The organism is Aequorivita flava, assembly GCF_038742595.1.
Classification (GTDB): Bacteria; Bacteroidota; Bacteroidia; order Flavobacteriales; family Flavobacteriaceae; genus Aequorivita; species Aequorivita marisscotiae.
In genome coordinates this window covers 25001-50417 of sequence record NZ_JBANCF010000012.1, presented here as the reverse complement: position 1 = coordinate 50417, position 25417 = coordinate 25001, and the positions used below count along the sequence as shown (strand labels likewise).

At 37.8% G+C, this 25417-nt stretch carries 21 protein-coding genes, 2 tRNA genes and 1 pseudogene; 22 read left to right on the top strand and 2 right to left on the bottom strand.

Annotation, left to right across the window (positions count from 1 at the left end):
* Positions 1 to 16: 16 nt before the first annotated feature.
* A complete protein-coding gene (locus VZD24_RS12815; protein ID WP_342687842.1) occupies positions 17 to 664 on the bottom strand; it encodes a transposase in 648 nt (215 codons plus the stop codon).
* 217 nt (positions 665 to 881) lie between these two features.
* On the opposite strand from VZD24_RS12815, the gene VZD24_RS12810 reads away from it, so the two are divergent.
* The 4 genes from VZD24_RS12810 (at position 882) to VZD24_RS12795 (ending at position 8007) form a co-directional block, all read left to right on the top strand.
* The gene (locus VZD24_RS12810; protein ID WP_342687841.1) at positions 882 to 3899 is read left to right on the top strand and encodes a tetratricopeptide repeat protein; all 3018 of its coding nucleotides are present in this window, start codon (positions 882 to 884) and stop codon (positions 3897 to 3899) included.
* A gap of 85 nt (positions 3900 to 3984) precedes the next feature.
* Positions 3985 to 5721 carry a TonB-dependent receptor gene (locus tag VZD24_RS12805; protein WP_342687840.1) on the top strand — a complete coding sequence of 579 codons (1737 nt, stop codon included), beginning with the start codon at positions 3985 to 3987 and terminating at the stop codon, positions 5719 to 5721.
* A 78-nt stretch (positions 5722 to 5799) separates the two neighbouring features.
* Positions 5800 to 7437 (top strand): amidohydrolase, encoded by a 1638-nt coding sequence (locus VZD24_RS12800; RefSeq protein ID WP_342687839.1) that lies wholly within the window; start codon positions 5800 to 5802, stop codon positions 7435 to 7437.
* Between the two features lie 72 nt (positions 7438 to 7509).
* Positions 7510 to 8007: a YkgJ family cysteine cluster protein gene (locus VZD24_RS12795; protein WP_279447255.1), complete on the top strand. Its 498-nt coding sequence runs from the start codon at positions 7510 to 7512 to the stop codon at positions 8005 to 8007.
* 116 nt (positions 8008 to 8123) lie between these two features.
* Here VZD24_RS12795 and VZD24_RS12790 read toward each other — a convergent pair whose 3' ends face one another.
* Positions 8124 to 9443 carry an exo-beta-N-acetylmuramidase NamZ family protein gene (locus VZD24_RS12790; RefSeq protein WP_342687837.1) on the bottom strand — a complete coding sequence of 440 codons (1320 nt, stop codon included), beginning with the start codon at positions 9441 to 9443 and terminating at the stop codon, positions 8124 to 8126.
* A 311-nt stretch (positions 9444 to 9754) separates the two neighbouring features.
* Between VZD24_RS12790 and VZD24_RS12785 the strand changes: the two genes are divergently transcribed.
* The 18 genes and pseudogenes from VZD24_RS12785 (at position 9755) to VZD24_RS12700 (ending at position 25350) form a co-directional block, all read left to right on the top strand.
* Positions 9755 to 10261, top strand: a complete 507-nt coding sequence (locus VZD24_RS12785; RefSeq protein WP_342687836.1) for a Spi family protease inhibitor — start codon at positions 9755 to 9757, stop codon at positions 10259 to 10261.
* A gap of 4 nt (positions 10262 to 10265) precedes the next feature.
* Positions 10266 to 10724, top strand: a complete 459-nt coding sequence (locus VZD24_RS12780) for a hypothetical protein (RefSeq protein WP_342687835.1) — start codon at positions 10266 to 10268, stop codon at positions 10722 to 10724.
* Positions 10725 to 10981: 257 nt separating this feature from the next.
* A complete protein-coding gene (locus VZD24_RS12775) occupies positions 10982 to 12217 on the top strand; it encodes an ABC transporter permease (protein ID WP_342687833.1) in 1236 nt (411 codons plus the stop codon).
* A gap of 334 nt (positions 12218 to 12551) precedes the next feature.
* Positions 12552 to 13910 (top strand): pyridoxal-phosphate dependent enzyme, encoded by a 1359-nt coding sequence (locus VZD24_RS12770; protein ID WP_279447258.1) that lies wholly within the window; start codon positions 12552 to 12554, stop codon positions 13908 to 13910.
* An 88-nt stretch (positions 13911 to 13998) separates the two neighbouring features.
* Positions 13999 to 14379 (top strand): annotated as a pseudogene (locus VZD24_RS12765) (GxxExxY protein).
* A 165-nt stretch (positions 14380 to 14544) separates the two neighbouring features.
* A complete protein-coding gene (locus VZD24_RS12760; RefSeq protein WP_279447260.1) occupies positions 14545 to 14904 on the top strand; it encodes a DUF202 domain-containing protein in 360 nt (119 codons plus the stop codon).
* 77 nt (positions 14905 to 14981) lie between these two features.
* Positions 14982 to 16271, top strand: a complete 1290-nt coding sequence (locus VZD24_RS12755) for a DUF2851 family protein (RefSeq protein ID WP_342687832.1) — start codon at positions 14982 to 14984, stop codon at positions 16269 to 16271.
* A gap of 71 nt (positions 16272 to 16342) precedes the next feature.
* Positions 16343 to 16573, top strand: a complete 231-nt coding sequence (locus tag VZD24_RS12750; RefSeq protein ID WP_279450247.1) for a PspC domain-containing protein — start codon at positions 16343 to 16345, stop codon at positions 16571 to 16573.
* Positions 16570 to 17577, top strand: coding sequence for a potassium channel family protein (locus VZD24_RS12745; RefSeq protein ID WP_279447262.1), 1008 nt, complete (start codon positions 16570 to 16572; stop codon positions 17575 to 17577). The genes VZD24_RS12750 and VZD24_RS12745 overlap by 4 nt, the downstream gene beginning before the upstream one ends.
* Positions 17578 to 18104: 527 nt before the next feature.
* Entirely contained in the window at positions 18105 to 19730 is a 1626-nt protein-coding gene (locus tag VZD24_RS12740; protein WP_279447263.1) for an alanine/glycine:cation symporter family protein, read from the top strand.
* A gap of 12 nt (positions 19731 to 19742) precedes the next feature.
* Positions 19743 to 20627 carry a ComEA family DNA-binding protein gene (locus tag VZD24_RS12735; RefSeq protein WP_342687831.1) on the top strand — a complete coding sequence of 295 codons (885 nt, stop codon included), beginning with the start codon at positions 19743 to 19745 and terminating at the stop codon, positions 20625 to 20627.
* Positions 20628 to 20674: 47 nt separating this feature from the next.
* Positions 20675 to 21841, top strand: coding sequence for an acyl-CoA dehydrogenase family protein (locus tag VZD24_RS12730; protein ID WP_342687830.1), 1167 nt, complete (start codon positions 20675 to 20677; stop codon positions 21839 to 21841).
* Between the two features lie 22 nt (positions 21842 to 21863).
* Positions 21864 to 23282 (top strand): carboxypeptidase-like regulatory domain-containing protein, encoded by a 1419-nt coding sequence (locus VZD24_RS12725; RefSeq protein WP_342687829.1) that lies wholly within the window; start codon positions 21864 to 21866, stop codon positions 23280 to 23282.
* 77 nt (positions 23283 to 23359) lie between these two features.
* Positions 23360 to 23554 carry a 30S ribosomal protein S21 gene (rpsU, locus tag VZD24_RS12720; protein ID WP_279450248.1) on the top strand — a complete coding sequence of 65 codons (195 nt, stop codon included), beginning with the start codon at positions 23360 to 23362 and terminating at the stop codon, positions 23552 to 23554.
* Positions 23555 to 23703: 149 nt separating this feature from the next.
* The gene (locus VZD24_RS12715; RefSeq protein WP_342687828.1) at positions 23704 to 24588 is read left to right on the top strand and encodes a tyrosine-type recombinase/integrase; all 885 of its coding nucleotides are present in this window, start codon (positions 23704 to 23706) and stop codon (positions 24586 to 24588) included.
* A 62-nt stretch (positions 24589 to 24650) separates the two neighbouring features.
* Positions 24651 to 24953 carry a ribosome hibernation-promoting factor, HPF/YfiA family gene (gene hpf / locus VZD24_RS12710; RefSeq protein ID WP_279447268.1) on the top strand — a complete coding sequence of 101 codons (303 nt, stop codon included), beginning with the start codon at positions 24651 to 24653 and terminating at the stop codon, positions 24951 to 24953.
* A 113-nt stretch (positions 24954 to 25066) separates the two neighbouring features.
* Positions 25067 to 25140 (top strand) — tRNA-Thr (locus VZD24_RS12705).
* 128 nt (positions 25141 to 25268) lie between these two features.
* A tRNA-Tyr gene (locus VZD24_RS12700) sits at positions 25269 to 25350 on the top strand.
* Positions 25351 to 25417 lie beyond the last annotated feature (67 nt).

The window sequence follows — 25417 nt, the reverse complement described above, 5'->3', positions numbered from 1 at the left end:
ATTTTTTAGATGGACATTAATTATGGAATTTATCCTCTTTCCAATTTTGTGGATTTTTAATAATATAATTTTCAATACGGTTATATTCCGCGTGGTTCCTAATAATGTGGTCGTGAAATCCTGCCTGCCAACCATTTTGTATTTGCAAACGATTTGCATGTCGTGTGATCGCCGATTTATAGGAACCCACGATGGACGATATGGTATTTTTCCCCTGATTTTGAAATCGGATTTTTCCTATCGATTTTGCGGTCGTTTCCCCCGTTTCCCCTGTTTCCCCCCGTAGAGACAAGGCATGCCTTGTCTCTACCACGCCACCATTGCCGTCACCATTGCCGCCACCATTGCCACCATTGCCGCCACCATCGCCACCATCACCACCATCGCCGCCCGGTTTGTCAATCAATAATATTCCGTGAATATGGTTAGGCATAACCACAAATGCACCCAACGAAACGTGTTTTGAATGATTTGGAATTTCGTGCCATAAAATATTCACAATTATGCCTAAGGATGAAAACACCATTTTCCCATTCTGTATTTCTCCAAAAAAATGTTTTCTATTTTTGGTGCAAATTGTAATAAAATAGGCGCCATTCCATCCGTAATTCCACCATTGCGCTCGGATGGATTCAATTCTATATTTTCCTTTAAATTTTGCCACCTTAAATTGACATTCAAACCTTTATAATGAAATTTTAATTCTTAAAAATAAAGAATATTCCCGTAAAAATTTGAAATGTAATTTATTGCAATATGTGGCGTTATAATAGGGGTAAATTCATCAAAAAACCAATCGTTAATAAAACCTTAAAAATTACAGTATCGCCGAAAGCTACATTTAAAGTTAAATATCTTTACGCCACAAAAAACTGTAACAAATGGTTAAGAATTTTCTTGTCTTTTCGCTTTTTCTATTCCTTTCGTTTTCATCGCAATCACAACAATCGGCTGTTTTTACAAACGATTTTGCTGAGTTCAATAAAGCCTTGGAATTATACAAAAACGAACAATATCTAGCAGCCCAAAGCCTTTTCGACAAAATAAAATCCAATAGCAATGACGAAACCGTGCAAAGCGATTGCGCGTACTATATTGCAAATGCTGCCGTGCGTTTAAACCAACAGAACGCCGATCAATTAATGGAGGAATTTGTGAAGAAATATCCTACGAGTTTAAAGCGCAATTCTGCATATATAGACGTGGCGAATTTTTACTTTGAAAACGGAAAATATTCGCACGCCCAAAAATGGTACGATAAGGTTGATGCTTCAAGTTTAAGCCGAAGCGAAAAGGAGCAATTCAATTTCAACAATGGTTACGTTTATTTTAAGGCGAAGCGGTACGACGATGCCAAAAACTATTTCAACAGAGTTTCAACTTCGCAAAAATACGGCTCGCAGGCCAAGTATTACTTGGGTTTTATTGCCTACGAAGGCGATGATTATGAGGAAGCAAATGAAATGTTTGAAGAGGTAAAAGGCGAGGAACGCTATTCTGAAGATCTCAGTTATTACCAAGCCGATATGAATTTTAAACTCGGCAATTTTGAAAAGGCCATCGCGATGGGGAAGGAGCAGTTTGATAAATCCAACCCGCAGGAAAAAAGTCAGCTTTCAAAAATTATCGGCGAGAGCTATTTCAATCTTGGCCAGTATGCCGAAGCGATTCCGTATTTAAAGGAATACAAAGGAATGCGCGGTAAATGGAACAATACAGATTACTACCAATTGGGTTACGCTTATTACAAACAGGGCGAGTACGAAAATGCTATTGGCGAATTCAACAAAATTGTGGATGGAAAAAACGCCGTTGCACAAAATGCCTATTACCATTTGGCGGAAAGTTATCTAAAGCTCGATAAAAAACAGGAAGCGTTGAACGCTTTTAAAAATGCTTCGGAAATGGATTTCAGTGAAAAAATTCAAGAAGATGCGTATTTAAATTATGCAAAGTTGAGCTATGAAATAGGGAATAGCTATAAAAGCACACCGCAAGTTTTGCTTTCGTTTATTGAAAAATATCCCGACAATGAAAACAATGAAGAGCTGAAAACATTACTTATAGACAGTTACATAACTTCAAAAAATTATAAGGAAGCGTTAGATTTATTGGAAAACAACAAAAATTTCGCAGATAAAGCCGCGTATCAAAAAGTAGCTTTTTACAGAGGTATTGAATTGTACAACGAAGCAGATTACAACGAAGCCATTTCATTTTTCGATAAAAGCCTAAAATATCCCGAAGATGCTAATTTTGCCGCCCGCGCAACCTATTGGAAAGCCGAAAGCGAATATCAACTTTCAAATTTTGAAAAGTCGCTGGCGGGTTATAATAAATTTCAACAAATGACCGGATCCCGGCAAACGGGAGAATTTAAAAACTTGAAATACAATCTGGCGTACAACCATTTCAAATTAAAAAATTATCCTGAAGCTATTTCAAATTTTAAAACTTATGTGGGTTCATCTTCGGCAGAAAGCGTTCGGAAAAAGGATGCGTTCTTGCGTTTGGGCGATAGCTATTTTGTTACTAGCCAATATTGGCCGGCGATGGAAAATTACAATGCCGCAATTGAATTGGGTGGAGAAAACGATTATGCACAATTTCAAAAGGCCGTTAGCTACGGTTTTGTAGACCGTAGCGAAAAGAAAATTGAGGAACTTATCACTTTTATCAAAAAATACCCAAAATCGGTTTACCGCGATGATGCGATATACGAATTGGGCAATACGTACGTGGCTCAAAATAGAAACGAGGAAGCTATTTCGGCTTACGACCAATTGGTCCGCGAAATTCCCAATAGTAGTTTTGTTTCAAAAGCTTTGCTAAAAAAAGCACTCATTTTTGAAAACTCTGGAAAAAGTAACGAAGCACTGGCAATTTTTAAAAGTGTAACAAAAAATTTCCCTTCCACACCCGAAGCTTTACAAGCCGTTTCGTCCGCAAAACTTATTTATATAGAACAAGGCAATGTTGACGAATATGCTCGCTGGGTAAAAACTTTGGATTACGTGCAGGTGGGCGACACAGAGCTCGATGATGCAGCCTATCAAGCGGCAGAGCAGCCTTATTTGGAAAACAATCAAAACCAGGCCAAAACCCGTTTTGAGGATTATTTAAAGCAATTTCCAAATGGGCAGCACGTGTTGAACGCACATTTTTACGTGGGCCAAATTTATTTTGCCGATGGAAAGAATGAAGCGGCCATTCCGCATTTTGAATACGTTGTAAACCGTGAACGAAGCGAATTTACCGAACAGGCCCTTGCCCGGATTTCCGAATTGTATTTGGGTAAAAAGGATTACAAAAACGCTTCAAAATATTTAACGCGTCTGGAAGCCGAAGCAGATTTTCCGCAGAACATAATTTTTGCACAGACCAATAGTATGAAAGCTGCATATGAATTAAAACAATATGCCGAAGCGGTAAGTTATGCCGAAAAAGTGCTTCAGAATTCAAAGATTGACAATTCAATTAAAAGCGATGCGCAGATAATTATTGCCCGTTCGGCGATAAAAACGAATAATGAGTCAAAAGCCAAAACCGCCTATGCCGAAGTACAAAAAATAGCAACCGGCGCCCTCGCCGCCGAAGCGCTTTATTACGATGCATATTTCAAAAATAAAGAAGGAAATTTTGAAGGTTCAAACGCATCAATCCAGAAATTAGCGAAGGACTATTCGGGATATAAATTATACGGTGCCAAAGGTTTGGTGCTGATGGCGAAGAATTTTTACGCGCTAAAGGATGCCTATCAAGCCACTTATATTTTGGAAAGTGTGACAAAAAACTTCACTGATTTTCCGGAAGTGGTTGATGAAGCAAAAGCCGAACTGGTCGTAATCAAAAACGCTGAGGCGAAAACCAATTCTTCGGTAGAAACTGGCGGAAATTAAGCATTTCGACCAATTCTTCCTGCAAGGTTTTCAAAACCTTGTAGGCTTAAAAACTAATTTAAGAAGAAAAAAATTAATTGATAATATGTTAAAGAAACGCATCGTATTATTTTCATTCGCAACAATTGTATTGTTCAATTTTTCTATGTTTTCACAGGAAAAGGAACTGGATCCCGAAGTGGTAAATATTGTAAAACCCTATACGCCCACAATTTCGGATGCCTTTAAAGTGAAGGAAACACCATCCTTGAACGACTCTATTTCAACTTCTAAAAAAGAAGTGAAATACAGTATTTTCTCGGTTCCGGTAGCTTCAACTTTTACGCCTGCAAAAGGAAAGGCCACCAATGTTGAAAAGACGAAACCTATAAAGTTATACGATAATTACGCCACGCTTGGCTTCGGAAATTACACCTCTATTTTGGGCGAACTCTACAGCAATTTTGAAATAAGCCGTACCGATAACGCTGGGTTTTTCTTTCGGCATAATTCATCACAGGGCGATATTAAAGATGTAAAATTGGACAATAAATATTACGACACCAGCCTGGATGCAAATTATACGAGTCGCCAACGAGACGCAACATATAGACTCGATGCGGGCGTGGAACATCAAATTTATAACTGGTATGGTTTGCCCGAAAATTACGTAACATATCCCGACAACGTGATTGCGAATATTGATCCGCTGCAAACGTATTTCAGTGGTTATGTAGGAGGAAGTATTGCGCTGGACGATTCGTTTTTTAAAAAAGCGGCATTAAATATTCGGTATTTGGGCGACGCGTTTTCCTCTTCGGAATTTAATGCTACGGTAAAACCTGAGTTTTCATTTCCGTTGGAAGATATATTGCTAAAAGTAGATGGCGATATTGATTATTTAAGCGGAAGTTTTGATAGAAACTACCTAAATACTTCCGATATAAAATACAGTAATTTACAAGTAGGTTTGGCACCGTCAATCACCTATATAAATAACGAGCTAAGCGTTTCGTTGGGCGTTGCGGGGTATGTGAGTTTGGATGCTGAAAACAGCAACACAGATTTTTCACTCAACCCAAGATTAAATGCCTCGTACCGATTGTTGGACGAGACCGTAATTGTTTACGGTGGGGCAGAAGGTGGACTTCAGCAAAATACATATTATGGTTTTAAGGAAGAAAATCCATTTGTTTCTCCAACTTTAAACATTGTACCAACAAAAAAATTATACGAAGGTTTTGGAGGAGTTAAGGGGAAAATTTCAAATTCCGTTGCTTACAATGTTCGGGCTTCCTATGGAAAGGACGAAAACCGCGCACTTTTTCAAATGAATCCTTTTAAGATTTACAACGCAAATTTTGAAGGGTATGAATACGGAAATACCTTTAATGTGGTTTATGACGATATAAATACACTTGCTTTTTTCGCAGAGTTAAAAGTGGAAGTTTCTAATACATTCTCCTTGGGAATTAACGGAACGTACAATAATTACAGCACAGATTTGCAAAACGAAGCCTGGAACTTGCCTGATTTAAAAGCCTCGGTGTTTTCAAATTTCAACATTACCGAAAAATTATACGGTGGTGCATCGCTGTTTTTCGTGGGTGAACGGAAGGATTTGGCGTATAATTATAACCCTGCAGGCACTTTCTTTGCCCAAGAAGTTTCGTTGGATGGATATGTGGATGCTAACGTGAATTTAGGGTACAGATTTACCGATAGACTTTCCGTTTTTGTAAAGGGAAGCAATTTGTTTGGCGATAATTACGAAAAGTGGATGAACTATCCGGTGCAGGGAATACAAGGTTTGGCGGGTGTTACCTATAGATTTGATTGGTAAATTCCAAAAATTATAAATTAGTAAAACATCCGTCTTTGGCGGATGTTTTTTTATTTTTACAGACTAATTATTTCTATTATGAAAAAACTATTCTCCATTTTATTCGCAGTTACCCTTTTATCCTGCGCCCCCGATAAACTTCCCGCAGACTTATTGATTAAAAACGCAACAATTTATACGGTCGATAATAACTTTAGCACCGCGAGTGCTTTGGTGGTAAAAGACGGTAAAATTATTGAAATAGGCCTAAAACCTGAACTTGAATTAAAATATAAAATTAAGGAAACGTACGACGCCAAAGGCAATACGGTAGTTCCCGGACTTATTGATGCACACGCACACTTATACGGCCTTGGCCTTGGGTTGCAAAATGTAAACTTAATCGGAACCAAGAGTTTTGAAGAAATTCTGGGTCGGGTGGTCGCTTTTCAGGAAACTAGAAATGTGCCCTACATCATCGGACGCGGTTGGGACCAAAACGATTGGGACGATAAAAATTTTCCCACAAAAAAGGAACTGGACTCATTATTTCCCGAAACGCCTGTTGCCTTGCAAAGGGTAGATGGCCATGCGTATTTGGTGAATTCAAAGGCGTTGGAACTTGCGGGAATTAATTCCAAAACAAAGGTGGCCGGTGGCGAAGTGGTTTTGGAAAACGGCGAACCTACCGGAATAATCATAGACGCGCCAATGCGTTTAATACGAAAAACCTTCCCTCCAATTACTTCTGAAGTTTCAACCGAAGCCCTGTTGGAAGCCGAAAAAATCTGCCTGCAATATGGCTTGACCACGGTTGATGATGCGGGCTTGGGAAGAAATATTATCGAGTTGATCGACACCCTTCAAAAAGAGGGAAAATTTAAGCTCAGAATGTATGCTATGGTTAGCAACACTCCCAAAAATCGCGACTATTATTTAAACAAAGGCATTTATAAAACCGACAGATTGAATGTGCGTTCCTTTAAAGTGTATGCAGATGGCGCGCTGGGTTCCCGCGGTGCCGCAATGCGCAAACCGTACAGCGATATGCCGCACCATTTTGGAGCGATGATTGCCACTGCCGATAGCTTGAAGTATTTAGCCGAAAAACTTGCTGCTTCAGAATTTCAGATGAACACCCACGCCATTGGCGATTCGGCAAACATTGCGGTGCTTCGGGCGTATAAAAATGCGTTGGAAGGACAGACCGATAGACGCTGGCGTGTGGAACATGCACAGATAATTTCGGCAGCAGATTTTGATTATTTCAATGACAATAATAATATTCTTCCGTCGGTGCAGCCTACGCACGCCACCAGCGATATGTATTGGGCCGAGGATAGAGTGGGAGCGGAGCGCATAAAAGGCGCCTATGCCTACAAAGAATTGCTGAACAAAGCCGGAAGCATCGCTTTGGGCACCGATTTTCCCGTAGAACAAGTAAACCCGATGTACACTTTTTACGCCGCCGTTGCAAGAAAGGATTTAGAAAATTACCCTGCAGAAGGTTTTCAGATGAAGGATGCCTTAACGCGTGAAGAAGCTTTACGCGGAATGACTATTTGGGCTGCTTTTGCAAATTTTGAGGAAGATGAAAAAGGAAGTATTGAGGTGGGAAAATTTGCCGATTTCACCATTCTCGATAAAGATATTATGAATGTTGAGGAAAGTGAAATTCCAAATACGAAGGTTGTTGCAACATTTATAAATGGCGAATTGGTTTACGAAGCCGAATAAAAACTTTCCGTCTTTGCGACTTTGCGAGAAATTTTTGCACGCAAAGCCGCAAAGACGCAAAGAATAGTTATAATGGAAAACATCATAAAACAACTTCCTCAAAAAGCAAAAGAAGCCGAAGCCGAAAACAAAAAGTTTTTCGCAAAGCTGAAGAAAAAGCCGCCTAAGCATCTTGATAGTTTGATGCAGGAATTGCACGAGGAAGAATTTCAAAGAACAGATTGTTTAACGTGTGCCAATTGCTGTAAGACTACCGGGCCACTTTTTACCGATAAAGACATTGGGCGGATTTCAAAACATTTCCGGATGAAACCGCAACAATTTATTGAAACCTATTTGCAGATAGACGAAGACAAAGATTACGTTTTGCAAAGCGTGCCCTGCAGTTTTTTGGGTGCGGATAATTATTGCGGTATTTACGATGTGCGCCCAAAAGCCTGCCGCGAATTTCCGCATACGGACCGAAAGAAATTCCAACAGATTTCAAACTTAACACTAAAGAATGTAACTATTTGTCCCGCTGCTTTTAATATAGTGGAAGAGATGAAACGAAGGATAAATTCCAAATAAAAAATCTCAAAAAAATAAATTCTAAACAATAAAGTCCCACCCCTAGCCCTCCCAGAGGGAGGGAAAGATTCCTCCTTTTGAATGGGGTTAGGTGGATGTTTTGGAATTTGTCAATTTTATGGATAAAGCAAATACTTCGCTCGAATTTTCTGAAAATCAGAAAGCCCTTCTTTCCACGAATCCCGGATTTCTTCCGCAGATAATCCTTGTTCAATCTGCTTTTGTAATTTATCGGTTCCTGCAAGTTTCACAAAAAACGAATTAAAGAATTCCTTCTTTTTTCCATTGGCGTTGTAAGCATCAATCAACCATTCCAGCTTTATTTTACTTAAACGCGGTTCGTTTCTTAGATCTTTTCCGTGGCAAAGTTGCCCTTTGAACTTAGGGTTTTTTGCACCTTCATTGGACTGTGGCGTATATGAAAAAGTATAATTTGAAGCAGGCAAGCTCGGCGCCCCAAAAACCTGGAATTGCATATCGGTGCCACGGCCTGCATTTATAAATGTTCCTTCAAAAAAACAAAGACTGGGATATAGATTGATGGCTTTGTCATTCGGTAAATTGGGCGATGGTTTTATGGGTAGTGCGTACGGAGTTTGGTGGGTGTAGTTTTTCATCTTTATAATGGTAAGATCGCAATAGGTTCTTTTTTTAGACCAATCGCTGCCTAAATTATCTATCCATCCTTCGCCGTTAATCATTGCCGCATATTCTCCAATGGTCATCCCGTGCACAATAGGAACAGGATGCATTCCAACAAAGCTTTGATGCTCTTTTTCTAAAATAGGTCCATCAATATAATGCCCGTTGGGGTTGGGACGGTCCAAGACAAGTACTGGAATTCCTAGCTCTGCGCAAGCTTCCATTACGTAATGCAACGTAGAAATATACGTATAAAACCGTGCCCCCACATCTTGAATATCGAACACCATTACATCAATTCCCTTTAACTGTTCCGGGGAGGGCTTTTTGTTGCTACCGTAAAGTGAAATTAGCGGTACACCGGTTTCTTTGTCAATACCATCTTTCACGTGTTCTCCGGCATCGGCCGTACCACGGAAACCGTGTTCGGGCGCGAAGACTTTTTTAACTGAAATTTTATTTAGAATAAGATAATCAACTAAATGCATCTGCATTTTGAATTTTTTTACTTCTTCAATTGCAGGATCATTAGCCTTTTTAATTGTTACTTCAGAAGTTTGGTTTGCAACTACACCCACATTTTTACCTTTCAAAAGATCGGCATAAAGGTGATATTGTTCTGCCCCTACAATAATCTGTGGTTCGCTAAGAGAATCAAGGATAGTTTTGACGGTTATCTTTTCTCTTTGTTCTCTGTTCTTTTTTCTTTCTTCTTTATTCTGAAGAGAATTTCCACAAGACAAAACCGTTAAAACAACCAATAAAACTGTATTTTTGAAAAAAGTTAAGCCCATAAAATCATAGTGAATTTCGAATTTTTCATCGCCCGGCGCATTATTGCTTCCAAGGACTATAAAAGTAGTATTTCGGCACCGATAATAAAAATTGCTATTACCGCAATCGCCTTTGTTATGCTTTTGAAGAATTTTCCTCGCTGTGGATAATGGGCTTCAGAAAAATTGATATTTAGATTTTTAAAATTTAACTAAAAAAAATCCTACATTTCGTTTTTTTTTTTTTTTCATTTGTGGCATATTACAAAATTTAAGTACACTACTTTTTTGCAATACAAAAATTAATAATTTATCCTACAAATTTTAATTTTATGAGAATCAAATCCCAAATCTTACAGCATATATTTATATTGCTTTTTATCTTTACATTAGCATCTTGCCAAAGGGAGGAATCTTCCGACCAACTTCCATTGCAAACTAAGCAAATTGAAAATTTTATAAATCAATCAAAAGCCTCTACAATTGCTACTGAATTTGTCTTTGATATAAAATCAAAAAACGCAAATGGGACTACTTATTCAAAAAAGGAGGTAGCGGAAATTACTCCAATAGCTGATGAAACCAAGAAAAATGTTTTTTATATAGTTAACTATAAAGAAGGTGGCTTTGCAATTATTGCTGCAGACAATAGATCTATTCCCATTTTGGCATTCGATGACAATGGCAATCCTATCGGTGCGGCGCATTACCTTTATTATCGGATGAACTGGGGCTGGGGCGGACAATATAACAATGCTTGGTATGCTAACAATAATTTTAATCCGGGCAGCAATACTTTTAATTATCAGAAAAAAATGATTTACAATATAAAATCTTAAGGTTATGAAAGCAGTATTTTTAGTTTTATATATGGCCATATTGATTGGTTGCAGTAAGAAAGACGATACGGGAGAGCAATTTGTGTTTGACTTGGCAGTAAATTTATCCATAAAAAATGAGGCTGGTGATGATATGCTTGACCCCAATAATCCCAATTCCTATAAATTGAATGATATTAAAACCTATCATTTGATTGACGGAGAAGAAGTTTGGGCAATTGCTGATAATGTAATATCGCAGAATAATGAGGGCGCTTTTATTTTCACGACTTTTGTCAATTATGAGGGAAATTATGAATATCCCATAACCTATATAGATTGGGACGAAACCGATAGGGACACCATAAAAGCCGAAATTTATAGAACGGAGCGTCAAATTAGAGTAATAAAAATCTGGTACAACGAAGAGCTGAAATGGGATGTTGAAAATGGCGGCGGCCCTGAATTCACGATCATTAAATAAAAATAATATATAGCCGAAAGTTTTAATTAAATGCAGGATTGGCCTTCAAAGATTTAATATCTATGGAGGCTTCTCTGTTTAATGTGCTTACTGTTAGATATTTGAACCAAAGCAATAGAAGCCTGAAAAGCCTGTAAAGGTTTCGATTGCATTCCTTACTTTTTAATCTTTAATCGATAAAAGCTTCCGCAGGAAAAAAGTAAAAAGACTGTTATTAAAACCGTATTTTTGAAAAAATAAAAAGCCATAAACCTTCAGTGAATTTCGAATTTTTCATCGCTCGGCGCATCATTGCTTCCAAGGACTATAAAAGTAGTATTTCGGCACCGATAATAAAAATTGCAATTACGGCAATTGCATTGGGTATAATTATGATGCTCGTTTCCATTGCCACAGGCGTGGGACTTCAAAAAAAGATTCGCGAAAAGGTTTCTGCCTTTAATGGCGATATCATTATCACGAATTTCGACACCAATTTTTCCAACGATTCACAAAATCCAATTTCAAAAAATCAGGACTTTTATCCAAGTTTTAAAAATATTGAAGGCATTAAGCATGTGCAAATAACAGCTTCCAAAGGTGGCGTGATCCGAACCGAAACCGACTTTGAGGGCGTAGTGGTAAAAGGCGTTGGCGGCGATTACGATTGGGAGTATTTCAAGGATTATTTAACTGAAGGAAAACTGCCCGACTTTAAAGGCGATTTAAATTCAGACATCTTAATTTCCGAATATTTGGCGAACCGACTCCAATTGAAATTAGGCGATAAAGTGACCACTTTTTTTCTGAACGATGAAATTTCCAAAACGCCCCGAAGCCGCGGTTTCGATATTGTCGGTATTTACAACAGCGGCTTTCAGCAGTTTGATGAACAATTTATAATTACGGATATTCGTCACATTCAACGGCTGAACAAATGGGACGAAGACCAAATTGGCGCTTTTGAAGTATTTGTTAACGATTTTGATGAAATAATCCCCATTGGGAATCAGGTTTATAATGAAACAGAAAGTACGCTCGATACCCAAACCATTCGCCAAAAATACGCCTCCATCTTTGAATGGCTCGATCTTTTCGACTTCAATATAATTATGATAATCGGCATTATGATTTTGGTGGCGGGTATCAATATGATTACGGCTTTACTGGTTTTAATTTTGGAGCGAACCCAAATGATAGGAATTCTGAAAGCGCTGGGAAGCAGCGATTGGAGCGTGCGGAAAGTATTTCTTTACAACGCAATGTACCTAATTGGCGTCGGTCTTTTTTGGGGAAATGTTATAGGGATTGGGCTGCTTTTAATCCAGAAATACGGTAAGATTTTTAAACTAAACCCAGATACGTATTACGTAAACGAAGCGCCAGTTTATTTAAACTGGGATTATATTCTACTATTAAACGCAGGTACGTTTTTACTTTGTCTTTTGATGCTTTTGATACCTTCCTTTATTATTTCGAAAATTTCTCCGGTAAAGGCAATTCGGTTTGAATAAAGCCATTTTCAAAATATATTCCGGTTTTAATCCCCCTCCTTTGGAGGGTTTAGGGGAGGACTTTTAATGCTTTTAATCCCTTCTTTTATTATTTCAAAAATATCTCCTGTGAAGGCCATTCGGTTTGAGTGATAAAAATGAATGGCACTCAATCATTCAAAATTTATTATCAGTTTCATATATATGCTAAAGCTATTATTATACTTCTTTGCATCTTCTACTTATTTAATATTTGACTTAAATCATTTAAACGTTTCTATATTATTAGGTCTTAGTTAAGCAATGCATTTTGTTTTCATCTATTAATTGTACCTTTGCCGCTTCAAAATAGACTATGGAATACGCAGAAAATATATTGGGAACCATCGGCAACACGCCCATGGTAAAAATCAACAAAATAATTGGGGACATTCCCGCTTTGGTGCTCGCCAAATACGAAACTTTTAATCCCGGCAACTCGGTAAAGGATCGAATGGCGGTAAAGATGATTGAAGACGCCGAGGCAGACGGAAGATTAAAACCCGGCGGAACAATCATTGAAGGAACTTCCGGCAACACGGGAATGGGCCTCGCACTGGCCGCAATCGTAAAAGGCTATAAAATGGTCTGTGTAATCAGTGACAAACAGAGCAAGGAAAAGATTGATATTCTAAAAGCCGTGGGAAGTAAGGTCATTGTTTGCCCCACAAACGTTGCCCCCGAAGATCCGCGCAGTTATTATTCTACTTCCAAACGCTTGGCGGAGGAAACGCCCAATAGTTGGTATGTAAACCAATACGACAATCTTAGCAACACAAAGGCACACTACGAAAGCACCGGCCCAGAAATCTGGAAGCAGACCGATGGAAAGGTAACTCATTTTGTGGTAGGTGTTGGTACTGGGGGAACAATTAGCGGTGTAGGGAAATATTTAAAAGAGAAAAATCCAAATGTAAAAATCTGGGGAATCGATACCTACGGAAGTGTTTTCAAGAAATACCACGAAACGGGAATTTTTGACGAAAACGAAATCTATCCCTACATCACCGAAGGGATTGGCGAGGATATCCTTCCAAAGAATGTTGATTTCAGTGTTATCGATGGTTTTGTAAAAGTAACCGATAAAGATGCAGCAATCTATACACAAAAGCTTGCTAAAATGGAAGGTTTCTTTTTGGGGAATTCTGCCGGAGCGGCTATTAAAGGTTTACTTCAACTAAAAGACAAATTCAAAAAAGATGATGTTGTCGTTGTGCTTTTCCACGATCACGGCAGCCGTTATGTGGGCAAAATGTACAATGACGAGTGGATGCGCGAGCGCGGTTTTGTGGAAGATGAGGTGAAAAATGCTTCCGATTTAATTCAAGGGCACGCAGATAAACCTTTAATTACCGTAAAAACCGAAGAACTTGTTAGTCACGCTATTGAACGCATGAAGAAATTCAAAATCAGTCAAATCCCTGTGGAAGATAGCACTGGGTTTGTAGGCGCTTTGGATGAAACCGATTTGCTTCGGAAATATCTTGAAAACAAAAACGTAGCCGACCTGTTTATAAAAGATGTAATGCACAAACCTTTTCCTATTGTAAAGAAAAGCACAACTGTTGAAGAAATTTCGAAGTTAATTCACAAAGAAAACAATGCGGTTTTGGTAGATATGGGAGATGGAAATTATAACATAATTACAAAGCACGATATAATTAGTGCGCTTTGATAGATTGCTAAACCTTTTGCGACATAGTGATTTTGCGAGAAATATGGCACGCAAAGCCGCCAAGTCGCAAAGCAAAAAAAATATATGAATTTATCTGAAAAACCAAATAGCCGCTATAGTGGTTGATTGTTGTTATCATATTCATATTGATTTAGGATCTGGGTTATTGGAATCTGTTTATGAAGAAGTTTTGTTTCATGAGTTAAAGTCTAAAGGGCTGAAAATTGAAAAGCAAAAACCTTTGCCAGTGGTTTGGAAAGACTTGAAATAGAATCTTGGATTTCGGTCGGATTTGATAATAGAAAATAAAGTGATTATTGAAATAAAATCCGTAGAAGAGATACATCCCGTTCATCCGAAACAATTATTGACTTATTTGAAATTGACGGGATTGAAATTAGGATTGCTTATTAATTTTAACAGCCCGTTGATTAAATCTGGAATAATAAGAATAGTAAACAACTTGTAAACCTTTGCAACTTTAACTAGATAAATGGTGCGCATAGTTCATATTACTTATTGAATGTTTTTCTCTTTGCGTCTTCGCGACTTTGCGAGGAAATCGTACCGCCTTTGCGAGAAAATGTTCAAATGTGCTGGTAAATATGGAATTTCGAAGTATTTTTATATTGTAATGAAAAACGAAGCCAAAAAATTATTTCGCTTTTTGCGCACCAAACCGGTGCCTGCAAATACCAATGAAATATTGGCACTGGAACGTACAAAGCTTGCCAATGAGCGTACCTTGCTTTCCTACATTCGCTCTTCCTTATATCTTCTTTTGGGCGGAATAGGTATTTTACAATTAAAAGACTTTGAAAGCATACAATGGATCGGGTATGTGGCTCTGGCAGTTTGTGTAATTTTTCTGGCGATTGGTATTTTTAGGTACGTATTGCTATCCCGAAGACTTTACAAATGGAACCGTATTCTTTTTGTAGATACTATTTCGGAAAAGGTTGAAAAACAGGCTGATTCTGAAAAAAATTCATAAAAAGTAGCAGTTTAGGGCAATCAATTTTTCTTATCTTTATAGCTCAGTTTAAAACTCCCCGTTAATTTATATTTCAGATGAAAGAAGATTTTCTGCACTACGTGTGGAAATTTCAGAAGTTTGAAGTGGGTAGTTTTTACACTTCTGATAATGAAAGTCTCCACATAAAAAATCCAGGGAGCCACAATTTAAATTCGGGGCCTGATTTTTTTAATGCCCAAATTGAATTAAACGGGCAGCTCTGGGCAGGCAATGTAGAAATACATTTAAAATCTTCAGATTGGTACGCACATGGCCACGAAACCGATGCAGCTTATGACAATGTAATCCTTCACGTAGTGTGGGAGCACGACGCTGAAATTTATAGAAAAGACGGCTCTATAATTCCCACATTTCCTGTAAAAAACCATATTCCCAAATCTACTGTGGAGCAATATCAAAAATTATTTTCGAAAGGAAAAAAGTGGATTAATTGTGAAAATGAATTAGCCGCCGTAGATACTTTCACTTTTCAAAATTGGCTGGAACGCCTTTATTTTGAAAGGCTTCAGAAGAAAGAAAAAATACTTCTCAAAGAACTGAAAGCTACTCAAAACCACTGGGAAAGTCTGCTTTTCAGAATGCTCTGCAAAAATTTTGGATTGAAGGTGAACGGCGATTCCTTTTTCAGTATTGCAAAATCAATTGATTTTTCCGTAGTAAAAAAATGCAGCCAAGAGCGGCAGGATTTGGAAGCACTGTTAATTGGGCAGGCGGGTTTATTGGAAGGAGAGACGGAAGATTGGTATTATAAAACTTTAAAATCACGCTATACTTATTTGGCACGCAAATTTAAACTGAACAATGAGAATGTAATAGCGCCCAAGTTTTTTAGGTTGCGGCCGCCAAATTTTCCGACGGTGCGGTTAGCGCAATTGGCGATGCTATATTCCGAGCGTCAAAACTTATTTTCGCACGTGATGGAAACACACGATTTAAACGGATTTTATAAACTATTTGATGTTTCATGTGGCGAATATTGGGATTCGCATTATAATTTTGGAATTGGTTCGTTGGGGCGTAAAAAACGAATTACCAAGAAATTTATTGATCTTCTTCTTATAAATACCGTCCTTCCATTAAAATTTTGCTATGCCATACAAAATGGCAAGGATGCTACAGAAGAGATATTGCAGTTGGCTTCCGAAATTCCTTCCGAAGAAAATTCAATTGTAAAGAAATTCAATTCAATCAATACCATTTCAAAAAAGGCTTGGCATAGCCAGGCGTTGCTTCAACTAAAAAGTGAATATTGCGATAAAAATAACTGTTTGCAATGTGCGGTTGGGAATGTTATTCTAAATTCGAGCCTCAATTTGAAAACGTAGAACTAATTTGGCCCATAATTTTTTCTATGTGAAGATTTTACATATTTCGTTAAAAGATGTATTTTGCGAGTATGTTGCAGGCTATTTATTCCATTCGATATTTCTTCGAGAAACGAGGTTTTTACGTATCGTCGCGTTTAGCCGAAAGGTTGGGAATGCGCGCTAAAAGCGTTCGGTTATTTTTTATTTATGTTTCTTTTGCCACCTTAGGTGCCGGCTTTGCAATCTATCTTACTCTAGCCTTTATTTTAAGGTTAAAGGATTTGGTAAACACCAAACGAACCTCTGTTTTTGATTTATGAAACAATTTTTCAGCTCTAAAATTACCGTTGCAATATTACTTTTAATAGTGGTGTTTATGACGGGGGTTGTAGGCTTTCACTTTTTTTCGGATTACAGTTGGATAGATGCTTTTTACATGACCGTAATTACGGTAACTACGGTAGGTTATGGCGAAGTAATGCCGCTGAGCCCGAGTGAAAAAGTTTTTGTTTCGCTTCTTATCATTTCCAGTATCTTTATAGTTGGTTATGCCATTTCAGTAATAACGGAATATATTTTAAGCAAGAACATAGGAATTTTAAGACAGAAAAAAGTGCAGAAAAAATTGAAGTCAATGCATAATCATATAATTGTTTGCGGCTATGGCCGAAACGGAAAGCAAGCAGCCCAAAAGCTATCGGCCTACAATCGCCCTTTTGTTATAATTGAAAAAGACGAAGAGGTTATTTCGCGATTTTCTGAAGACGGTTTGCTATTTGTGTTGGGAAATGCAATAGAAGATGAAACCTTGTTAAAGGCCGGAATAGAAAGGGCTTCTACCTTAATTTGTGCCACACCTAACGATGCAGATAATTTGTTTATTGTGCTCTCTGCACGGCAGATGAATAAGAAATTGCAAATAATTAGTAGGGCTAGCGAAGAAACAAGTTATAAAAAACTAAAACTAGGGGGCGCAGATAATGTAATTATGCCCGATAAGATAGGTGGCGACCATATGGCTTCTTTAGTTGTAGTGCCAGATTTGGTTGAGTTTTTAGATAATTTAACGGTGGCCGGTGAACAGGATAGTATTAATGTAGAGCAGATTCCTTTTGAGAAAATGTGCCCTCACGGCAAAGAGCAGGCTATTCGTGATTTGGATGTGCGAAAAAAAACGGGCTGTTCCATTATTGGGTATCGCTCTCCAACGGGCGAATACATAGTTAATCCTGAACCTTCGTTAATCTTGAAGAAAAGTTCCAAATTAATATTGATTGGGCGCCCCGATCAGATAGAAAGTCTTAAAAGGGAATACGGTGTTTAACCATTTCATGGAGTTAATTTTTTGGTGTGACCTTTAAAAATTACACATGAAAATAATCTCCCGACTGCATAATATTTCTGAAATGATCGTGATAGAAAATATAGATTTTTAATCAGTATTGTCCGATTAAAAATCATGTTTTTCCCCTACGGGACATTTGTTTAGGTGCGATCTCTTGATTACCAATATTTTGCCCAGCTGGAGCAGTATGCCGTTAGGCATTAAATATGGGTAAAAAAATAGAGCCCCGTCAATTCCTAGTCCCGTAGGGACTACATATAATATGGGGTTTTCCAGAGTTAGTCATTACTTTTATCGGACAACAATGATTTTTAATGTGTGATTTAAAGAAAGTATATTTATCATTAAATCCTTGGAAATAGAGTTTTAAACTGATTGGAGAGTTAATAATTATATAAATATTAATAATACGTTAACAAATTTATGTGTATTTTTTTGAAATTGTAATATTTTTTAATCATCTTGCTTCGCTTTACTACAAAAGCGTTTCATCCTAAAAATATACTATGAGGAAACTTCTTCTTTCGCTAATTGTTTTTTTAATTCCATTACTCACATTCGCACAGCAAACAACCACTTCCCAAAAGGTTGATGAAATCTTTAAAGATTATACGGGATGGTTTGTAGATCTTATTTTTTACGAAATTCCATTCTCTGATACTTTTCAGATTCCCTGGGTTTTAATAGTACTTGTTGGTGGAGCTACATATTTCACCATTTATTTTAAACTTATAAACTTCACTGGTTTTGCTACGGCTGTTAGGGTAGTGCGTGGAAAATACGAAGACATTGAAAAACACGGGGCCGACACGCTCTATGGAGACGTTACCCCGAACGAACAGGAAAACCTTATTGAAACTATTCGCGACGACAGTGCCGATGGTGAAGTTAGTCACTTTCAGGCTTTAACCGCAGCCCTCTCGGCTACCGTTGGCTTAGGAAATATTGCAGGAGTTGCCGTGGCATTATCTATTGGTGGCCCCGGAGCTACTTTTTGGATGGTCTTGGCAGGTTTATTAGGGATGGCTTCTAAGTTTGCCGAATGTACCCTTGGGGTAAAATTTCGCGACGTAGGACCAGATGGCACGGTATACGGAGGCCCGATGTACTACCTTAAAAAAGGTTTATCGCAAAAAGGAATGGGCGGTCTAGGTAAAGTATTGGCTGTTCTTTTTGCCATATTTGTTATTGGTGGTTCTTTTGGTGGCGGAAATATGTTTCAGGCAAACCAAGCCGCAGCACAATTCGTGCAACTTTTTGATCTGCAGGACACCAGTGCAGCAATATGGTTTGGTATTGTAATGGCAATTATAGTTGCCGTAGTTATTATTGGAGGTATAAAGCGTATTGCCAAAGTAACCGAAAAAATAGTGCCGTTTATGGCTGGAATATATGTGTTGGGAGCTTTGGTAATTTTGGTGGCAAATTACCACCACATTGGCGACGCCTTCGCCTTGATTTTTGAAGGTGCATTTTCTGGTTTGGGTATTGCTGGAGGTTTGGTTGGTGTTATGATTCAGGGAATACGCCGTGGCGCATTTTCCAATGAAGCCGGAGTAGGGTCGGCTGCAATCGCCCACTCGGCGGTGCGTACTAAGTATCCAGCTTCCGAAGGAATTGTGGCTCTATTAGAACCTTTTATAGATACGGTGGTAATATGTACAATGACTGCCTTGGTAATTGTAATAACCAATTTTGATAATAATATTCTTCAATATGGCGTTGAGGTAAAAGAAGGGGTAGAATTAACAGCAACTGCTTTTGATAGCGTTATTCCGCACTTTTCTGTAGTACTTACCGTAGCGGTTATTTTGTTTGCTTTTTCAACCATGATTTCATGGTCGTATTACGGTATGCAAGGTTGGGTATATCTCTTTGGAAGAGGTAAGGTTACCGAACTTGTGTATAAATTGTTATTTTGTATCTTTATCTGGGTTGGGTCGGTAATTAGTCTTGGCTCCGTTATTAACTTCTCTGACGCCATGATTTTTGCAATGGTGGTGCCAAACATTATTGGAGTGGTACTATTAACGCCAGTAGTTAGAAAAGAATTAAACCGCTATATGAAGGCAATAAAAATTAAACACGATGCCCTTGACGACGGTTTAGAAGATTTGCAGAAGCATATGTAAATTGTAAAATATATGGAATTAAAATCCCACTTCACGTTTAGCAAACAGCAACGAAGTGGGATTTTGCTTTTGTTGCTATTTATCGTTGCCTTGCTATGTGTATTTTGGTTTGTAGATTTTTCGGAAGAAGACGTTCTGGATACAACTTCAACTGAAATCATTTTGCTACAAAACGAATTGGATTCGCTTAGATTGGTTGCAATAGAAAATAGAAAACCTAAGATATATCCTTTTAATCCAAACTTTATAACCGATTATAAAGGCTATGCCTTAGGAATGTCTAACCAGGAAATTGATAAATTGCTGCAATATCGAAATGCTGGAAATTGGATTAATTCTACGGCAGATTTTAAAAAAGTAACCGGCGTTTCAGATTCTTTGTTGGACGAATTGAGTCCGTTCTTCAAATTCCCCGAATGGGTTACCAATCCGAAACCAAAAACAGATTTTAAAGATTATAATTCGGAAAAGGGCTTTTCTGAAAAACCTTTCGCCCAAAAAATTGATCTCAACAAAGCTACCGAAGAACAATTACAGCGAGTAAGTGGCATTGGGGAAGCCTTGAGCAGCCGAATTATTTCATACCGCGAAAAGATTGGCGGATTTTCAAGCGATATCCAATTAAACAGCGTTTATGGTTTAGAACCTACTGTAGTACGACGAACGCTTAATCTATTCACCGTAAAAACGCCTAAAAAGATTTCAAAAATAAATATAAATACGGCCTCCGCCTCAGACATTTCAACTATACCCGGAGTATCGTTTAAAATGGCTAAAAATATCTGGGAATACCGACGTCTTCGCGAAAAAATAAACAGTATTCAAGAACTGGATAAAATTGAAGGAATGACTGAAAGAAAGTTACGCCTAATTCAGTTATATTTGTCCGTTGAATAAATTTTCTAATTCGCCGAAAGGCTTATAAATAATAGATTTAGACCAGTATGAATAGCATGTATTTTACAGAGGAGCACGAATTTTTCAGAAAGAGTTTTCAAGATTTTCTTCAAAAGGAAGTTGTGCCGCACATTGAAAAGTGGGAAAAAACCGGGCATATTGAGCGCTTTATTTGGGAGAAATTTGGTGAAATGGGCTACTTCGGAATCTATCAGCCCGAAGCCTACGGTGGCATGGATCTCGATCTTTTTTACACTGTAATATTTCTGGAAGAACTTCAAAAAATAAATAGTGGCGGATTTGCAGCTGCAATGTGGGCGCACGCATATTTAGCGATGACGCACCTTAAAAAAGAAGCGAACCACGAACAAAAAGAAAAATATTTAGCCCCCAGTATTACAGGTGAAAAAATAGGATGCCTTTGCATTACCGAACCCTTTGGTGGAAGTGATGTTTCGGGTATGCGAACCACCGCCGTAAAACAAGGCGATAGCTATATTTTAAATGGTTCAAAAACCTTTATTACCAATGGCGTTTACAGCGATTATTTAATTGTGGCGGCAAAAACCGCACCCGAATTGGGCAATAAAGGCATTAGTATTTTTGTGGTAGATAGAGACACTAAAGGGGTTTCGGCAACTAAACTGGACAAGCTAGGATGGAGAGCCAGCGATACTGCCGAAATAGCCTTTGATAATGTTACAATACCGCTTACAAATTTAATGGGTGAGGAGAACGCTGGCTTTCCTTACATTATGCAGCATTTTGCTTTAGAAAGGTTGATTATGGGTATAAACGCCCACGCTCGTAGTGAGTTTGCATTGGAGTACACCATTCAATATATGAAAGAGCGAACTGCGTTTGGAAAAAGCATTTCTAAATTTCAGGCCTTGCGTCATAGAGTGGCACAACTTGCCAGTGAAATTGAAGTGAGCAAAACCTTTAATTATGTTACGGCTAAACGTTTAAACGATGGCGAATATGTAGTAAAGGAAGCTACAATGAGCAAGCTAATTTCTACTAAAGTTGCCGATGAGGTAATGACCGAATGTCTGCAGTTTTTAGGCGGTTATGGATATATGGAAGAATATCCGTTGGCGCGTTTACTGCGCGACAGTAGGCTAGGGCCAATAGGTGGCGGAACTTCTGAAATACTTAAGGAAATTATTTCAAAAATGGTTATTGAAGGGAAAGAGTATAAGCCTGCAACTTAAAATTATAACCTAAACTTTAAGAATGAAGAATATCAGGAAAAGTCATTTTCTCACACTACTATTTTTTTTAATTACCGCAGCAACTTTTGCTCAAAGTGAGCTAAAAGGAAAAGTAGCCGATTTTTTAACCTTTCAACCCATTGAAAGCGCCAGTGTGTACATTAAAAATACCACCGTAGGTTCCATAACTAATGCCGATGGAAATTTCGTTTTAAAAGTGCCACAACAAAACTTGCAGGATACCTTGGTTATTTCGTCCATCGGGTACAAAAGTTTTAATGTAGTAATCACTGAATTTGAAAACGGCTCCGATATTTATTTGGAAGAAGATGTTGCTTCCTTAGATGAAGTTGTAATAGTTGCAGATCCGCGCCCTACTACCGGCAATGGTATTGTGCAAAAGGCCATTGAAAAACTTCCGGGCAATTTGCCTGAAGTTGCGTATCTGCAAAAAGGATTTCTTCGTCATAAAGAACGCAATAAAAAGGAATACAAATGGCTTATTGAAAGCGCTATAACTTTATACGATTCCAGCTATGCAGCCGGGGCAAAAAATTATTTAAAAATAAATGTAGACGAAACCCGCAAAAGCTACGATCTACGAGATATAGACAGTCTGTTTACGTATTCGGCCTATTTAAAGAGCATCGGGTCTAAGGCCGGAAATATTAATAAAAATACCGTAAAAACTTCAGCTTTAATTGAAGCCATAAAATGGAACGACAGCCGAGTAAATGGTTTGGGCAATCTATTTAAAGGGAGGCTTAATATAGTTAGAAATTCGGATGTTTCGGGGGCTTTGTTCGGTACAAATACTTTGGAAATGCACCAGTTTAAATTAGATACAATTTTAGTAGATAACGGTAGAAAACTCTATAAAATTAAAATTGAAAAAGGTGCAGATTTTGTAGGCTTAAGCACGCCTAATATTTATAATGAAGGTTTTGAACCCAAAGGGTGGATTTATATTTATTACGACAATTACGCCATTAAAAAAGTGGAATACGAACTAATTGCTGCATCCGATGTTCAAAAAAGAAGGAGCAAAAGTCTTTTTGATACGCAAACAATCCATAAACTTGTTATAACGTATAAGGACTATGACGGAAAAATGTACCCCAATTATGTGTATTACGAAACGCCAAAACTTGTAAATACGGGCGACCGATCTTCCGATAGAATAAAAACTGAAGCCGAACCAGGCTTTGATAAGGGCGAACAATACTACTATACTGTTCAAGAAATTTTATTTACCGATATAATCCGTGACCCAGAATTGGTAAGCCAAGAATTGCTTCAAAACAACTGGGATGCAGATGTTTTTTCCAGCAAACCCTACAATGCTCTTTTCTGGGAAAATTACAACGTATTGTTGGAGAGTAAAGAAGAGCAGAAGCTTATTCAGGATTTGAGCAAACGTGCTTCATTGTATAAAGAGTGATTTTTTTTAAATTCTGTGTTTGTAATTCAATATTAAATATTACTTTTGCCGACCTAAAGAGAGGAGGTGATGACACTATGTTAATTATACCAGTTAAAGACGGAGAAAATATCGACAGAGCGCTAAAGCGTTTTAAGCGTAAATTTGATCGTACAGGAACAATGCGCCAATTGCGTGCGCGACAAGCTTTCACAAAGCCTTCAGTTAAGAAGAGAGCGCAAATGCAGAAAGCACAATATATTCAGAACTTAAGAGATCAGGAAGAAATCTAGTATTTCTTTTTTGAAGAGAGAATCTAAAAATCCGTTGGAACTAATTTCCATCGGATTTTTTTTATGGGTGAAAGCCATTGGGTTGTTAAGTTATTGCGTTATTTTTAGGATCTCGTAACTAAAATGGAATTGTTAACGAAACTAGCAAAATGTCTTTTCAAGCTTTTACAGATTATCTCCAACTCGAAAAAAAGTATTCGCCAAACACCATAACTGCTTATTTAAAAGATTTGCGCGATTTTGGGAAATTTGCTTCGGACGAATATCAGTATGCCAATATTGATACGGTAAATTATGCAATTGTACGTAGTTGGATTGTAATGCTTGTAGATTCGGGTATTTCAAATCGTACGGTAAACCGAAAAATATCCTCGCTTAATACCTATTATAAGTTTCTGTTGAAAATAGGGCAGATAGAGGTTAATCCGTTGGCAAAGCACAAATCGCTTAAAATTTCAAAAAAAATTCAAGTGCCATTTTCAGAAACCGAAATTAGTAGCGTGCTGGAATTCCTAGCATTGCAAAGTGATTTTATAGGATTGCGCGACCGGTTAATTGTAGAGCTTTTTTATTCTACAGGAATTCGAAGGGCAGAATTAATTAATATAAAGTTAAGCGACGTATCACTTTCACAAAAAACAGTAAAAGTATTGGGCAAACGGAACAACGAGCGCATTATGCCACTTTTGCCCATAGTAATACAAACCATAGAGGCGTATGTGCCCCATCGAAACCAACTGGAAAACAGCAACGATTCGGAATACCTATTTCTTACCCAAAAAGGGGTTAAAATCTACGAAAATCTTGTTTATCGTATTATAAATTCATACTTTAGTAAAACTTCAGAAAAGGTAAAGAAGAGTCCGCATATTTTGCGGCATTCTTTTGCTACCCATCTTTTAAATGAAGGAGCAGATATAAATGCGGTAAAGGAGTTGTTGGGTCATTCCAGTTTAGCTTCTACCCAGGTTTACACACAAAACAGTATAGCAAAATTGAAAGAAGTTTATAAAAGCTCCCATCCACGAAACTAAAAAATTGAGACAGACTTATGGCATAAAAATACGTAACGTATAAACTTAAAAAATTATATAATATGAAAGTAAACGTACAAACTCCCAATTTTGCAGCGAAAGAGGAACTTTTAGTATTTGTAGAAAAAAAGTTGTCTAAGCTAGAGCAGTATTACGATAAAATAGTATTTGCAGATGTATTTTTAAAAGTTCAGAAAACAAGTGAGAAGGAAAATAAAATCGTAGAAGTATTGCTAAGTTTGCCTGGCGATGAGGTTATGGTGAAAAAAGAAGCAAAAACCTTTGAAGAGGCTACAGATGAAGTTGTTAAGGCGATGGAGCGACAGCTAAAAAAAAGAAAGCAAAAACAAAAAGCATATTTATAGTATTATTTTTTAGAAAAAGTTTTGTAGAAAAAATAATTTCTCTACATTTGCAGTCCGTTAGAAATAGCGGACTTTTTTATGGCTGAAAAACAGTCTTAAAAAGAGGTCAAAAAGCCGATGTAGCTCAGCTGGCTAGAGCAGCTGATTTGTAATCAGCAGGTCGTGGGTTCGAGTCCCTCTATCGGCTCAATAATTCAGAATTATGAATTCGGAATTATGAAAAGTAAAAAGTAGATTTTTAAATCTGCAAGTTCATTAGGATTATTGAAAGTTTTAGTTGTGAATTCTGCATTCTTAATTCATAATTGAAAAATTGGGGAGATACTCAAGCGGCCAACGAGGGCAGACTGTAAATCTGCTGACTACGTCTTCGCAGGTTCGAATCCTGCTCTCCCCACAAATGAGTGTATAGCTGAAAGAGGATCTTCGCAGGTTCTCCCGAAGCTTCGGGACTGCTCTCCCCA